This window comes from Streptomyces resistomycificus, from assembly GCF_001514265.1.
Taxonomy (GTDB): Bacteria; Actinomycetota; Actinomycetes; order Streptomycetales; family Streptomycetaceae; genus Streptomyces; species Streptomyces resistomycificus.
This window is the reverse complement of sequence record NZ_KQ948988.1, coordinates 1,090,480-1,103,627: the sequence shown is the minus strand read 5'-3', so window position 1 is coordinate 1,103,627 and position 13,148 is coordinate 1,090,480. Positions and strand designations below refer to the sequence as shown.

Sequence of the window (13,148 nt, the reverse complement as noted above, 5' to 3'; positions counted from 1 at the left end):
CCAGTTGCCCGTTTCGGGACCGCAACGTGGGCGCCGCGTTCTCCGACGTGACGGTGATGTCGCCACCGGGGCTGCGCGACGAAAATGGGTTGCCGCTGGTGCTCGGGACGCGAATGCTTCCCCTGTGAAGATGCACGCCAACCAGCTGACGGTGTCACCGGAGATGGTGCGCACGTTGGTAGATCAGCAGTTTCCTGAGTGGCGGAGCCTGCCGGTCAGGAGCATCGCTGCGCAGGGCACGGTCAACGCCGTCTTCCGCATTGGCGATCGGTTGGCAGCTCGGTTCCCTCTCGAGTCCGCAGACGTCGAGTCGACGCGGCGTGGGCTGGAGTCCGAGGCGGAAGCGGCTCGCGAACTGATGGGCCGCACTCGCTTCCCCACTCCCGAGCCAGTCGCGCTGGGTGAACCCGGGGCGGGCTACCCGCTTCCGTGGTCGGTGCAGACGTGGCTGCCCGGCGTCGTGGCCGACGACGAGGACCCTGGCGAATCGTCTGCGTTCGCCCGTGACTTGGCCGATCTCATCGGCGGCCTACGCGCGATCGACACGCGTGGCCGCAGGTTCGCCGGCACAGGCCGAGGTGGCGACCTGCAATCCCAGGACGCGTGGATGGAGACCTGTTTCAGACAGAGTGAGCGACTCCTGGATGTCCCTCGGCTGCGCCGTGTCTGGGCAGCTCTGCGTGATCTGCCGCGAGGTGGGGCCGAGGACGTCATGGCCCATCGCGATCTGATTCCCGGCAATGTGCTCGTGTCCGCCGGCCGGCTTACGGGGGTTGTCGACGTTGGCGGCTTCGGGCCGGCTGACCCTTCGCTGGATCTCGTGAGCGCGTGGCATCTGCTCGAGGCCGGGCCGCGGCAGGTGCTCCGCGATCACCTGGGTAGCGACGACCTCGAATGGGAGCGAGGCAAGGCATGGGCTTTCGCTCAAGCGATGGGGTTGGTCTGGTACTACGTCGACAGCAACCCGGGCATGAGTCGGATGGGTCGCCGATCCTTGGAACGTGTCCTGGCGGACGAATCACTCGCGTGACCTGCTCCCGACCATCGCCGCAAGGACATCGACGGGACGATCGGCAGGCAAGGTCGCGATCCGTCGCGCACCGTGGCGGACCTCGATGGTCGGCGAACTGTCGGCGCGTGGGACCGGCACCTTGTCCTCACCCGTTGGCTCCTCAGCATCCGGGCAGCATGCAGGGAAGGACCAGCACGAATGATCAAGGGGCCGTTTCAGATCTTATCTGAAACGGCCCCTGACCTGCGACTTCGCAAAGTCGGGACGACAGGATTTGAACCTGCGACCCCTTGACCCCCAGTCAAGTGCGCTACCAAGCTGCGCCACGTCCCGATGCGTTTCCCGCGGTGCCCCGCGTGATCACGCGAGAAGCACCTTACCCCACGGGAGAGGACCTGCCGAAGGCGGGCGGGGCAGGGTGGGCCGGGGGTGGGGGGCGGCACAATCGTCGTATGGGCAGTGCATCCTCAGGACGACAGGCCGACGCACGGGACCGGGACGACGAGGGGCGGGCGCGCAACGCGCGGCCTCGGGACGGGCTCGGGCGGCCCCTGCCGTACGGCGCGGAAGGCGTGCGGCGGCAGCCCGAGGGGGTCGTCCGCACGCCGGACGAGAGCGTGGCCGAGGCTCAGGAACTGCTGGACGCGGGGAAGCCGTTCCACGCGCACGAGGTGTTCGAGGACGCCTGGAAGTCGGGCCCCGAGGAGGAGCGCGGCCTGTGGCGCGGCCTGGCCCAGCTCGCCGTGGGCCTCACCCACGCGGCGCGGGGCAACGTCACGGGCGGCGCCCGGCTGCTGCGGCGTGGGGCCGGGGCCGTCGAGGAGTGGGCGTCGTCGGCGGGGCGGGAACGGCCGTACGGGATGGACCTGGCGGGGGTCGTGGGCTGGGCGCGGCGGCTGGCCGAGTACGTGGAGCGGGGCGAGGCGACGATCGACGCGCGGGAACGGGCGCCACGGCTCCGGGACTGAGACACCTCCCCGGCGCGGGAGCGAGGGCGCCGCGCGGGCGCGGAGAACACGTGGTCAGTGCCGTGCGGCAGACTCGGGGGCGTGCGGAACATCCATGTCATCGGTATCGGCGCGGGCGACCCCGACCAGCTGACCCTGCAGGCGGTCAGGGCGCTGCGGAGCACGGACGTGTTCTTCGTCCTGGACAAGGGCGAGGCCAAGTCGGACCTCGTACGGCTGCGCCGGGACCTGCTCGACGCGCATGTGCCACAGGGCACGTACCGCGTCGTCGAGGCACGTGACCCGGAGCGCGACCGGGCCGCCGGCGGCGACGCGTACTCCCCCGCCGTCGGTGACTGGCGTGGCGCCCGCGCCGGGATCTACGCGCGGCTGATCGCCGAGGAGCTGGGCGAGAACGGGCGCGGGGCGTTCCTGGTGTGGGGGGATCCGGCGCTGTACGACAGCACGATCGGGATCCTGGACGAGATCCTCGACGGGGGTTCGGTGCGCTTCGAGTACGACGTCGTGCCCGGCATCAGCAGTGTCTCGGCGCTGGCCGCCCGGCACCGCACCGGCCTGAACCGGGTCGGCCGGCCCGTCCAGATCACCACCGGCCGACGGCTCGCCGAGGGCTTCCCCGAGGGCGTGGACGACGTCGTCGTGATGCTCGACGCCCAGCAGGCCTTCCGGACGTACGCCGACGAGGACATCGACATCTACTGGGGTGCCTACCTGGGCACGCCGGACGAGATCCTCGTGTCCGGGCCGATCGCGGAGGCCGCGCCCCGTATCGAGCGGCTGCGTGCGCAGGCCCGTGAACGCAACGGCTGGATCATGGACACGTACCTGCTGCGCCGTAACCCGTAGGTCCGCCGCCCCGAAGCCGAGGCAGCCCGCGTTGAGCACCGCCGCCCGACCGTGTCCGCCGGCCTCCGGGAAGCCGCGGCCGGCCGCTGAAAAGCGGGTGCCGGGTGGGTGGGCGGTCGCCATACTCACGGTCATGTCTCCGCCACCGGCCCGCTTCCGTGATCCGCTCAGCACCGAGTACGACTTCATCGACGTGATACTGGTGCGCTGCCCGCGCTGTGCGCGGATCGCCCGGGTTCAGGCGCAGCCGACAGCCGAAGCACCGCCGCACACCCGGCTGTTCACGCCCCGCCGTCTCGTCTGTCGTACCTGTGGGCTGTCCCGGACCTGGCAGGGCGGGTGGGCCGCCCTCTCCGGTGGCTCCCGGGCACCGGACCACGATCCCTACTTCCGTCTTCCGCTGTGGCTTCAGGTCGAGACCCGGCACGGCGTGCTGTCGGCGTACAACCTCCGGCAGTTGGATCTGCTGGGGAAGTTCGTCGCCGCGCCGCTGCGTGAGCGCGCCCCCTGGTACGGCACCGGTCCGCGGATGACCTACGTCGCCCGGCTGCCCGCCTGGGTCAAGAGCGCCAAGAACCGCGAGGAGGTGCTGCGGGCCGTCGACCGGATGCGCGCCTGCGTGGTCAGCGCAGGCTGAGGCCGAGCCAGGTCAGAACCGCCGCCACGTCCGGTACCGCTTTCACGCCGTCCGGCAGGGGCGGGCGTCCCACGATGACGACGGGCAGCGCCAGTTCCCGGGCGGCCGTCAGCTTGGCGGCTGTCGCCTCGCCCCCGCTGTCCTTGGTCACCAGTACGTCGACGCAGTGGTCGTACAGCAGGGCGGACTCGTCGGCGACGGTGAACGGGCCGCGGGCCAGGAGGACTTCGGTGTGCGGCGGCATCGGCGGCTCGGGCAGTTCCACGGAGCGTACGACGAAGTGCAGGTCCGTGAGATGGGCGAAGGCGGCGAGGCCCAGCCGTCCGGTGGTCAGGAACACGCGTCGGCCGAGCCGCGGCAGCAGGTCCGCCGCGGTGCTCAGCGACGGGACGGTGTGCCAGCGGTCCTCGGGGCCGGGTTCCCAGGCCGGGCGGTGCAGCACCACCGCGGGAACCCCGGTCGCCGCCGCGGCCGCCGCCGCGTTCGTGGTGATCCCGGCGGCGAAGGGATGCGTCGCGTCGACAAGCGCGTCCACCCGCTGCTCGCGCAGCCAGCCGGCCATCCCCTCCGCCCCGCCGAAGCCTCCGATCCGGACCTCCCCGGCGATCGCCCCCGGCCGCGCCACGCGTCCGGCGAGCGAGGTGGTGACACGCAGACCACGGCGCGCCGCGAGTACCGCGGCCAGCTCCCGGGCCTCGGCGGTGCCGCCGAGGATGAGGACGTGCGAAGGCATGGCGCGAGCCTACGAGGTGCGCTTCTGTCGCGGCTAGCGCAGCAGAAGCTGGAGGCCGCCCACGATCGTCGCCGCGATCACCAGTTGTTCGAACAACCGCTGGTTGATCCGGTTCACAGCCCATTTGCCGATGAACGCGCCGGGCACGACGAAGGCCACGAGGGCCGCGTCGAGGAGCAGTGAGCGGCCGTCGATCAGGCCGAGGCCGACGCTGAAAGGCACCTTGGACACGTTGACGATCAGGAAGAAGAAGGCGGAGGTGCCGAGGAAACCGAGCTTGCGGAAGCCCGCGGAGAGCAGGTACATCGACATCACGGGACCGCCCGCGTTGGCGACCATGGTGGTGAAACCGCCGAGGACGCCGTACGAACGGGCCTTGACGCGCCCGGCGCCGGTACTGACCGAGTCCGGTTCCTCCTGCGTGTCGGCCGTGCGGCGCCGCCACACCGTCACTCCGGCCATCAGCAGCAGGATCGCCCCGATCGACGTCCGTACGGTCCCGTCGCCCGCCCACGTCAAGAACAGCGTGCCGGCGACGACGCCCACCGCGACCGCCGGGAACAGTCGCCACAGCGTGGGCCAGTGGGCGTGGCGCCGGTAGGTCAGCACGGCGAGCACGTCACCGGCGATGAGGATCGGCAGCAGCACACCGGTCGAGGCACGGGCGGGCAGCACCGCGGCGAAGATCGCCAGGCTGACGGTGTTGGCCCCGCTCACGGCCGTCTTCGAGAAGCCGACGAGCAGGGCGGCGAAGGCGAGGGCGGCGAACTCCCAGCCGGTGATGTGCCAGAGGGTCATGGTGTTCATGCGAAGACCGATGCTATGTGCAAGGAACCTGGCCCGTAAGGAGCGTCTCGCCAGGTGACCCGGGGTGGCGTCGGTCAAGCCCTCGGGGGTGGTGTCCGCCTAATGGCGCTCCACCAGCACCGCGCTCCCCTGCCCCACTCCCACGCACATCGTCGCCAGCCCCCGCCCCGTGCCCGTCCGGCGCATCCGGTGCAGCAGCGTCGTCAGGATCCGGGCGCCCGAGCAGCCCAGGGGGTGACCGAGGGCGATCGCGCCGCCGCTCGGGTTGACCAGGTCCGGGTCGATGCCGAGCTGGTCGACGCAGGCGAGGGCCTGCGCGGCGAACGCCTCGTTGAACTCGGCTTCCCGCAGGTCGGCGACGGTCCAGTCGGCGCGGGCCAGCGCCTTGCGGGTGGCCGGGACCGGGCCGATGCCCATCACGTCGGGGTGGACACCGGCCGAGGCGCCGGCGACGTAGCGGCCCAGTGACTCCAGCCCGAGTTCGTTCAGGGCCTCCTCGCTGACCAGGAGCAGTCCGGCGGCGCCGTCGTTCATCGGCGAGGCGTTGCCCGCGGTCACGGTGCCGCCCTCGCGGAAGACGGGCTTCAACCGGGCCAGCTTCTCCGGTGAGGTGTCCTCTCGGATGCACTCGTCGCTGTCGACGATGACACCGTCGGGGCGTTCCACCGGCAGGATCTCGTCGTCGAAGTGGCCGTTCTTGCGGGCGTCCGCGGCCAGGCGGTGGCTGCGCAGGGCGAAGGCGTCCTGGCGCTCACGGGTCACGTCGTACCGTCGGGCGACCTCCTCGGCGGTCTCGCCCATGGCGAGCAGGCCGTGCAGCTCCTTCATCGCCGGGTTGACCAGGCGCCAGCCGAGTCGGGTGTCGACGGTCTCGATCCGGTGCGGCAGGGCCTCGTCGGGGCGGGGCAGCACGAAGGGGGCGCGGCTCATCGACTCGGAGCCGCCCGCGAGGACGATGTCGGCCTCGCCTGCGGCGATGGCGCGGGCCGCGGTGGTGACGGCTTCGAGGCCGGAGGCGCACAGCCGGTTGACCGTGGCGCCCGGCACGGTCTCGGGCAGGCCGGCGAGCAGTGCGGCCATGCGGGCGACGTTGCGGTTGTCCTCGCCGGCCTGGTTGGCGGCACCCCAGTAGACGTCGTCGATGCGCGCCGGGTCGAGCGCGGGGAGGTCGGCGACGAGTGCGCGGATCACGGCGGCGGCGAGGTCGTCGGGACGTACGGCGGACAGGGCGCCGCGCAGTCTGCCGATGGGGGTGCGGCGGGCGGCCGCGAAATGGACGGGACGCACGAAAGGACTCCTGACCGACGTCGCTCGGCATCGGGGCACGATCACCGACCGGTTAATTAGCGCTGCTAGTTTCTCTTTTCCCTCACTGTAGTCGGGACGATTCCTCGCGGGAAGAGCCCCGGTGGGCGAGGCGGGCGGGTACGACCGCGGTGTTTGCGGCGGTGCGCCCGGGGCACCCGCGCAGCCATGGAGTGGTTGCGCAGTGCGGCCTGCGTGGGCGAGGACCCTGAGCTGTTCTTTCCCGTCGGCACGACCGGACCGGCACTGCGGGAGATCGCGGCCGCCAAACGCGTCTGCGCCCGCTGTCCGGTGGCCGGCCCGTGTCTGACGTACGCGTTGGACAGCGGGCGGGCCTCGGGCGTGTGGGGCGGCACCTGCGAGGAGGAGCGCGACGCACTGCTCCGCACCACGAAAGACGAGGCTGCAAGGAGACGCACCATATGACTGTCGTGAAGAGCACGATTCCCGAAGCCGCCCGTCAGGTCACCGGGGACGCACTGCAGAGCACGCTGGTTGACCTCCTCGGGCTCTCCCTGATCGGGAAGCAGGCGCACTGGAACGTCGTGGGCCCACGCTTCCGTTCGATCCACCTCCAGCTCGACGAGGTGGTCACGGCCGCGCGCGACTTCGCGGACACCGTCGCGGAACGCTCCTCGGCGCTGGGCCTGCCGCCCGACGGCCGCCCGGAGACGGTCGCGTCGGCCTTCACCCTGCCCGGCCCGAAGGAGGGCTGGGTGCGTGACTCGGAGGTCGTCGGGCTGATGGTCGAGTCCCTGGAGGCCGCCATCGCACGGCTGCGTGAGCGCATCGAGGCGACCGAGTCCGCCGATCCGGTCACCCAGGACCTGCTGATCTCGATCACCGCCGAGCTGGAGAAGCAGCGCTGGATGTTCGACGCCGAGAACTGGCCCAGGGAAGACTGACCCGACGCCCGAACCCCTGCGCACGAAGAGGCACTTGATGACCGACGCCCTCGAACTCGACGCGCTCTGGCAGGAGTTCCACCGCGTGGTGAACATGACCTCCCAGGAACTGGCCGCGTGGTTGCGGGTCAGCGAGGCCACCGAGAACGCGGAGCCCCTGCCGGAGCACGCGGGCGCGCCCACCGGCGAGCATGTCCTGGCGATCCTGCAGAAGCGGCGTACGGACCTCACCGACGACGACATCAGCGTCATGTACGAGGTGGTCGACACCGTCACCGAGGAGACGGACGCGGCCGACGCACCCGAGGCCGAAGAGACGCGCCGGCACCGCCTGATGACGGTGGGCCACGACCCGCTCAAGCCCTGAGCTCGCCGCGCACCCCGAACCAACCCTGTCCGCCGCCGCGTTGACGCGGCGGCGGACCGTCGGCTGTCGGCGGCGGACCGCCGGACCGGCGGCCGACAGCCGCTCGCGCAGGTGGCCGACAGCCGCTCGGACAGGTGGCCGAAGACCGCCTCCGTCCCGCCCCATGATCGTGCCAGACTGCTCGCACATCCTGTCGAACACCGTGCAGGCGCATTCGAGCAGAGGAGCACCGCGTGACCGAGCCGGCCGTCCACCGGACCCACCCGACCGGACCCGGCGTCACCCGGATCGACACCACCAGACCCCATCCCGCCCGGGTCTACGACTGGTTCCTCGGCGGCAAGGACAACTACCCGGTCGACGAGGCCCTCGGCAAGCAGATCATGTCGATCGACGCCGGAGCCCCTCGCGCGGCGCGCGCCAACCGCCGCTTCATGCAGCGGGCCACGCGCCGGCTCGCCCGGGAGGCGGGAATCCGCCAGTTCCTCGACATCGGCACCGGCATACCCACCGAGCCCAACCTCCACCAGATCGCCCAGTCCTTCGCGCCGGACGCCCGGGTCGTCTACGTCGACAACGACCCGATCGTCCTGGCCCACGCGGAGGCCCTGCTCCGCGGCACCCCCGAGGGCGTGACGGAGTACCTCCAGGCGGACGCCCGCGAACCGGCGGCCATCCTCGAACAGGCCCGCCGGATACTCGACTTCGACCGGCCCGTCGCCCTGTCGCTGATCGCCCTGCTGCACTTCGTCGCCGACGAGGACGGCGCGCACGAGCTGGTGGACACCCTGGTCGAGGCCCTCGCGCCGGGCAGCTGCCTGGTGGTGTCGGCGATGACCGCGGACTTCGAACCGGAGAACGTACAGCGGGGCATCGCCGCGTACGCGGCGGGCGGGGTGACGCTGGTGGCCCGGTCACAGGCCGAGATGGGCCGCTTCTTCAAGGGACTTGAGGTCCTCGACCCGGGAGTCGTGTCGGTGGCCGACTGGCATCCGGAACCCGACGCGGGGGGCGACGCGCCGGACGGGCCAGGGCCCGTCTCGCTGTACGGCGGGGTCGGCCGCAAGCCGTAGTCAGGCGGAGAAGTCCGCTCGCACCTCCCAGCCGTGGCCGCCGCGCGGCCCCGCGTGCAGCGCGCCGCCCAGGGCCGTCACCCGCTCCTTGAGGCCGACGAGGCCGAAGCCTCCGCCGTGTGCCGCGTCCGGGAGCCGGCCGCCGCCACGGCCGTCGTCCGTCACGGCCACCTCCAGGCGACCCGGGTCGAGGCGCAGCCGGACGGTGACCTGGGTCGCGTCGCCCGCGTGGCGTCGTACGTTGGTCAGCGCCTCCTGGACGACGCGGAAGGCCGCCGCCTGGACCTCGGGCGGGAGGTCGTCGTGGACCGTCGGGTCGCGGAGCAGGGTGACCTTCTGCGGCGGGCTCGCGAAGCGGTCGACGAGGCCGGCGATGCCGGCCAGGTCGCCGACCGGGCGTTGGTCGGCCGGTTCGGTGCCGGTGTCGCGCAGCACGCCGACCGTGCGGCGCATCGAGGCCAGCGCCTCGGTCGCGGCGCGCTCCATGCCGGCGAGGACGGGATCGAGTTCGTCCTGCCGGGAGTCGGCCGTCATGCGGGCCATCCGGGTCTGGACGAGGATCCCGGTGACGTGGTGGGCGACGAAGTCGTGCAGGTCGGCGGCGATGTCGAGGCGTTCCAGGCGGCGGGTCTCGCTGACGGCCACGGTCCGGCGGTACTCCATGGAGCGCGCGGAGGCCGCGAACCCGGCGGTGAGGCCGACGAGGACCAGCCCGATGAGCATGTAGCCCAGCAGATTGTCCGGCCTGTCGCGCAGGGCACGCACGGGCATGGCCACGACCGCACCGCCGTCCAGGACACCGCACACCACGGCCCAGCGGCGCGGGCAGCGCCGTACCGCGATCCACAGCAGGCACAGCAGGCACAGCAGCTCACCCAGGCCGAACAGGGCGTCGGTGCCGCGCAGCGAGGCCAGCGTGTAGAGGCCGGAGACCACGGCGGGCACCGCGCAGCGCACCTGGGGGGTGAGCCGGCCGGGGCGTCGCACGGCGGGCCACAGCACCGCGGCGCCGCCCACGAGCAGCACGACCGCCACCGGCCGGACACCGGTGCTCCGGCCGGCCGAGGAGGCGAGATCGACAGCGGCCGCCGAGAGGAGGACGCCGACACCGGCGACCCGGGCCGGCCCCCGGAGTGAGAGGGACTTCATGCCGCTCACCGTAGGGAAGGGGGACGGGGGCGGGATCGGCCGAACGGTCGAGGCGGGCCGCGCGAACGCCGACCTTATGGCCGAGGCGGGCGCCCGGGCGCACGGGCGAGGGTGGAGCCACTTCCTCCCCAGGCGGAGCCGCCTCCCCGGCTCTCTGCCGTCAAGCCCTCAGGAGCACGTCATGCAGCGCAAGTTCCTCGTCGGTGCCGTCGGCGGTGCGGCCACCGTCGCGGTGGTCTTCGGCCTCGGCACCCATCTGCTGTCCGGCACCGAGTCCACCACCGGGCTCGACAGCCACACCGTCACGACCGTCGGCGGCCACAAGGCTCTGTCGAGCAACATCGTCGCGGGCCGTACGGAGAGCAAGTACCACCCGCTGCCCTGGGTCGGGGACAAGGTGTACGGCGTCGCCTGCCCCACCGGTCTCAAGGCCGTCGCCGGGGCCACCGTCACCTGCACCGGCAAGAAGGGCGACGGCACGTCCGTCGACATACCGGTCACCGTGGTCAAGGCCACGAGCGACTCCGTCACCTGGAAGTTCGAGCGCTAGAAAAGGGCCACGCCACATCATGAACACCGTTCTGGCCGGGCACGGCCTCGTGAAGAAGTACGGCTCCACCACCGCCCTGTCCGGCGTGGACGTCGAGGTCGGCGAGCGGGACTCGCTCGCGATCATGGGTCCGTCGGGATCCGGCAAGTCCACCCTGCTGCACACCCTCGCCGGGATCGTCCGCCCCGACGGTGGCCAGGTGCTGCTGCGCGGGGAGCGCATCGACAAGCTGGGCGAGAACCGGCTCAGCGCGCTGCGCCGCAAGCGCTTCGGCTTCGTGTTCCAGTTCGGTCAGCTGCTGCCGGAGCTGCCCGCCGAGGAGAACGTGGCCCTGCCACTGATGCTGGAGGGCATGCCCCGCGGGCAGGCCGTCGAGCGGGCCCGCCGCTGGTTCGCGCCGCTCGGCCTCGACGGCCTGGAACGCCGGCGGCCCGGGCAGCTGTCCGGCGGCCAGGCCCAGCGGGTGGCGATCGCCCGCGCGCTGGCCGTCGAACCCGACGTGGTCTTCGCCGACGAGCCGACCGGTGCCCTGGACCAGACCACCAGCACCGAGGTCATCCGGCTGCTGACCTCGGTCACCCGTGAGCAGGGCGCCGCCCTGGTCATGGTCACCCACGACGCCGACGTCGCGGCCCACTGCGACCGCGTCCTCCAGGTCCGGGACGGCCGGATCAGCAACCACACCCAGTACACGGTCGCCTGACCTCTTCTCAGCGGAGATGCCGATGCGTTCCCCCGTCCTGCCCCTGACCTGGCATCTCGCCCGGTCCTCCGGCCGTCGCGGCCTGCAGAGCCAGTCGCTGGCGGCCGGGGCCGCCGCGGTCGGCGCCTTCGTCCTGCTGGTGATGATCGCCGCCTGCCTCGGTTCCGGCACCCGCGCCGAGCACACCGCCTGGCGCACCCCCGACGCCGACAGGCACGGCACCGCCGTGCAGGCACTCGCCACCACCTACGTCCGCCACGACCCCCTCACCGTCGTCTCGCTGGCCCAGCTGCCCGGCCGTGCGGCGACCCCGGCGCCGCCCGGCCTGAGCACCTTCCCGAAGAAGGGCGAGGTGTACGTCTCCCCCGCCCTGGCGCGGCTGCTGCACGAGCTGCCCGCGAGCCAACTGGCCGACCGCTTCCCGACCGTGAGGTCCTACGGCACGATCGGCGCCGCCGGCCTCGCCTCCCCGGACGAACTGGTCGCCGTCGTGGGCCGGGCGGCGGGCGACCCCGCGATGTCGGAGGCGGCCGCGGAGGGCGCCAGCTGGTTCGACGACGGTCAGGCGGCGCGGGCCGTGGTGTCCGGGTTCGCCGGCGGCAAGTCGAGCATGTTCACCGACTCGGACCAGACCCTCGCACTGCTGGGCGTGGTGCTGCTGGCCATGCCGGTGGTGGTGCTGGCCTCGGCGGCCGGACGGCTCGGGGCGGCCCGGCGCGAGCAGCGGCTCGCCGCGCTCAGGCTGGCGGGAGCCACCCCGCGCCAGATCATCGCGATGAGCGCCGTGGAGTCGGCCTGTGTCGGCGGCGCCGGGGCCCTGACGGGCGCGCTCGCCTACGTGGCGCTGCTGCCCGCCCTCGCCGAGGTGCCGTACGGCGTCGGCGGCTGGTACACCGGCCAGTTGTGGGTGGGGCTGCCGTGGCTGGCGGCGGTCGTGGCGGCGGTCACCGCGCTCATCACCGTCAGCGCGGTCTCCATGCTGCGGCAGGTGGCGACCTCTCCCCTGGGGGTCGCCCAGGAGGCGAACCCGCGACGCACCCGCATGATCCGCCTCGTGCTGTTCGTCGGGGCCCTGGCCTACATCTGGCTGTCCACGGGCAGCGGCGGCCAGCTCGGCCACCGGCAGCTACTCACCCTGCTGATCCTGTTCTACGGCGCGTTCTGGCTGTTCGGGCCGTGGGTCGTGGACCGGCTCGGCCGGATCGTGGGCCGCTTCGCCCGTCGCCCGGCGACCCTGCTGGCCGCGCGCCGCCTCAGCGACGACCCGCGCGGGGCCTGGCGTACCGTCAGCGGTCTGGTGCTGGCAGGGTTCGCGGCCGGGTTCTTCTCCGTGAGCATGCTGGGCTCCGCCGGCTCTCAGTACGACGACCAGGTCGCCGTGATCACCTCGAGCGCCGCAACGGCCCGCGACACGGTCGGTGAGGCCCGTGCCCTGCTGGACCGGGCGGGCGTCACCGCGACCGTCACCGTGGCGCGCGAGGACGACTGGGACAGTCTGCTGGGCGGCAGTCCGGGCGTGGTCGCCCGGGTCTCCGGGGGCCCGGAGCAGACGGACACCGCCGTCACCGCCCTCACCTCCACGGGGACGGGCCACCCGCCCTACACCCAGGACTACGCGTCCGCGATCGACAGCACGGTCACCGACCGCATCGCCCAGGTCAGCACCGCGACGCTGGCGCTGAGCTTCGTCGTGGCGACCGCCTCGGCCGGCCTGACCGCGGCGGCGAACGTCCTCGACCGGCGGCGCGTCTACGGCCTGCTGCGGCTGGCCGGCACGCCGCTGCGGGTGCTGAACCGGGCCCGCGTCCGTGAGACCGTCCTGCCCCTGGTGGTGCTGGCCGGCGGCACCACCGCGATGGGCGTCTACGGGTCCTACCAGCTCAACAAGGTGGCCGGCGCGACGATCAACACCGCGGGCGCGGTCGAACTGGTCGTGTGCGTGCTCGTCGGGGCGCTGGCGATGTTCGCGGCGATCGGCGCCAGCAGACCGCTGCTGCGGAGGGTCACAGCCGACCCGGCCCAGACCGCGGACTGACCACCGCGCTCCCGCCACCGGATTCCCTCCGGCCGAGAACCCGCCGCGTCCACGCCGC

The 13,148-nt window shown here is 72.5% G+C and carries 15 protein-coding genes and 1 tRNA gene; 11 read left to right on the top strand and 5 right to left on the bottom strand.

The window, feature by feature from the left end:
• The first annotated feature begins 124 nt into the window (after nt 1-124).
• Entirely contained in the window at nt 125-1,030 is a 906-nt protein-coding gene (locus AQJ84_RS04730; RefSeq protein ID WP_225877424.1) for an aminoglycoside phosphotransferase family protein, read from the top strand.
• A 241-nt stretch (nt 1,031-1,271) separates the two neighbouring features.
• Here AQJ84_RS04730 and AQJ84_RS04725 read toward each other — a convergent pair.
• Nucleotides 1,272-1,345, bottom strand: a tRNA-Pro gene (locus AQJ84_RS04725).
• A 119-nt stretch (nt 1,346-1,464) separates the two neighbouring features.
• Between AQJ84_RS04725 and AQJ84_RS04720 the strand changes: the two genes are divergently transcribed.
• The 3 genes from AQJ84_RS04720 (at nt 1,465) to AQJ84_RS04710 (ending at nt 3,463) form a co-directional block, all read left to right on the top strand.
• Complete coding sequence (locus tag AQJ84_RS04720) at nt 1,465-1,980, top strand: DUF309 domain-containing protein (protein ID WP_053193388.1); 516 nt, start codon at nt 1,465-1,467, stop codon at nt 1,978-1,980.
• 81 nt (nt 1,981-2,061) lie between these two features.
• Complete coding sequence (gene cobF, locus AQJ84_RS04715; RefSeq protein WP_030044258.1) at nt 2,062-2,826, top strand: precorrin-6A synthase (deacetylating); 765 nt, start codon at nt 2,062-2,064, stop codon at nt 2,824-2,826.
• A gap of 133 nt (nt 2,827-2,959) precedes the next feature.
• Nucleotides 2,960-3,463, top strand: coding sequence for a hypothetical protein (locus tag AQJ84_RS04710; protein WP_030044257.1), 504 nt, complete (start codon nt 2,960-2,962; stop codon nt 3,461-3,463).
• Here AQJ84_RS04710 and AQJ84_RS04705 read toward each other — a convergent pair.
• From AQJ84_RS04705 to AQJ84_RS04695, 3 genes are all read right to left on the bottom strand, one after another.
• A complete protein-coding gene (locus AQJ84_RS04705) occupies nt 3,450-4,196 on the bottom strand; it encodes a cobalt-precorrin-6A reductase (protein ID WP_030044256.1) in 747 nt (248 codons plus the stop codon). The genes AQJ84_RS04710 and AQJ84_RS04705 overlap by 14 nt on opposite strands.
• Nucleotides 4,197-4,229: 33 nt before the next feature.
• Nucleotides 4,230-5,003 (bottom strand): sulfite exporter TauE/SafE family protein, encoded by a 774-nt coding sequence (locus AQJ84_RS04700; protein WP_030044255.1) that lies wholly within the window; start codon nt 5,001-5,003, stop codon nt 4,230-4,232.
• 99 nt (nt 5,004-5,102) lie between these two features.
• The gene (locus AQJ84_RS04695; RefSeq protein WP_030044254.1) at nt 5,103-6,290 is read right to left on the bottom strand and encodes a thiolase family protein; all 1,188 of its coding nucleotides are present in this window, start codon (nt 6,288-6,290) and stop codon (nt 5,103-5,105) included.
• 186 nt (nt 6,291-6,476) lie between these two features.
• Here AQJ84_RS04695 and AQJ84_RS04690 point away from each other — a divergent pair, with 186 nt between their 5' ends.
• The 4 genes from AQJ84_RS04690 to AQJ84_RS04675 all read left to right on the top strand — a co-directional run bounded on the left by AQJ84_RS04690 (nt 6,477) and on the right by AQJ84_RS04675 (nt 8,653).
• On the top strand, nt 6,477-6,734 hold the full coding sequence (locus tag AQJ84_RS04690; protein ID WP_030044253.1) for a WhiB family transcriptional regulator: 258 nt from the start codon (nt 6,477-6,479) through the stop codon (nt 6,732-6,734).
• On the top strand, nt 6,731-7,213 hold the full coding sequence (locus AQJ84_RS04685) for a Dps family protein (protein WP_030044252.1): 483 nt from the start codon (nt 6,731-6,733) through the stop codon (nt 7,211-7,213). The genes AQJ84_RS04690 and AQJ84_RS04685 overlap by 4 nt, the downstream gene beginning before the upstream one ends.
• A 37-nt stretch (nt 7,214-7,250) precedes the next feature.
• Nucleotides 7,251-7,580 (top strand): DUF3140 domain-containing protein, encoded by a 330-nt coding sequence (locus AQJ84_RS04680; RefSeq protein WP_030044251.1) that lies wholly within the window; start codon nt 7,251-7,253, stop codon nt 7,578-7,580.
• A gap of 233 nt (nt 7,581-7,813) precedes the next feature.
• On the top strand, nt 7,814-8,653 hold the full coding sequence (locus AQJ84_RS04675) for an SAM-dependent methyltransferase (protein ID WP_053193386.1): 840 nt from the start codon (nt 7,814-7,816) through the stop codon (nt 8,651-8,653).
• Here AQJ84_RS04675 and AQJ84_RS04670 read toward each other — a convergent pair whose 3' ends face one another.
• Nucleotides 8,654-9,802 carry a sensor histidine kinase gene (locus AQJ84_RS04670; RefSeq protein ID WP_030044249.1) on the bottom strand — a complete coding sequence of 383 codons (1,149 nt, stop codon included), beginning with the start codon at nt 9,800-9,802 and terminating at the stop codon, nt 8,654-8,656. It lies immediately after the preceding gene.
• A gap of 181 nt (nt 9,803-9,983) precedes the next feature.
• Between AQJ84_RS04670 and AQJ84_RS04665 the strand changes: the two genes are divergently transcribed.
• From AQJ84_RS04665 to AQJ84_RS04655, 3 genes are read left to right on the top strand one after another with little or no spacing between them, the layout of a single operon-like run.
• Nucleotides 9,984-10,352: a DUF4333 domain-containing protein gene (locus AQJ84_RS04665; RefSeq protein WP_030044248.1), complete on the top strand. Its 369-nt coding sequence runs from the start codon at nt 9,984-9,986 to the stop codon at nt 10,350-10,352.
• Between the two features lie 19 nt (nt 10,353-10,371).
• Nucleotides 10,372-11,055, top strand: a complete 684-nt coding sequence (locus AQJ84_RS04660; protein ID WP_030044247.1) for an ABC transporter ATP-binding protein — start codon at nt 10,372-10,374, stop codon at nt 11,053-11,055.
• Between the two features lie 22 nt (nt 11,056-11,077).
• Nucleotides 11,078-13,090, top strand: coding sequence for an FtsX-like permease family protein (locus AQJ84_RS04655; protein ID WP_053193384.1), 2,013 nt, complete (start codon nt 11,078-11,080; stop codon nt 13,088-13,090).
• Nucleotides 13,091-13,148: the final 58 nt, after the last annotated feature.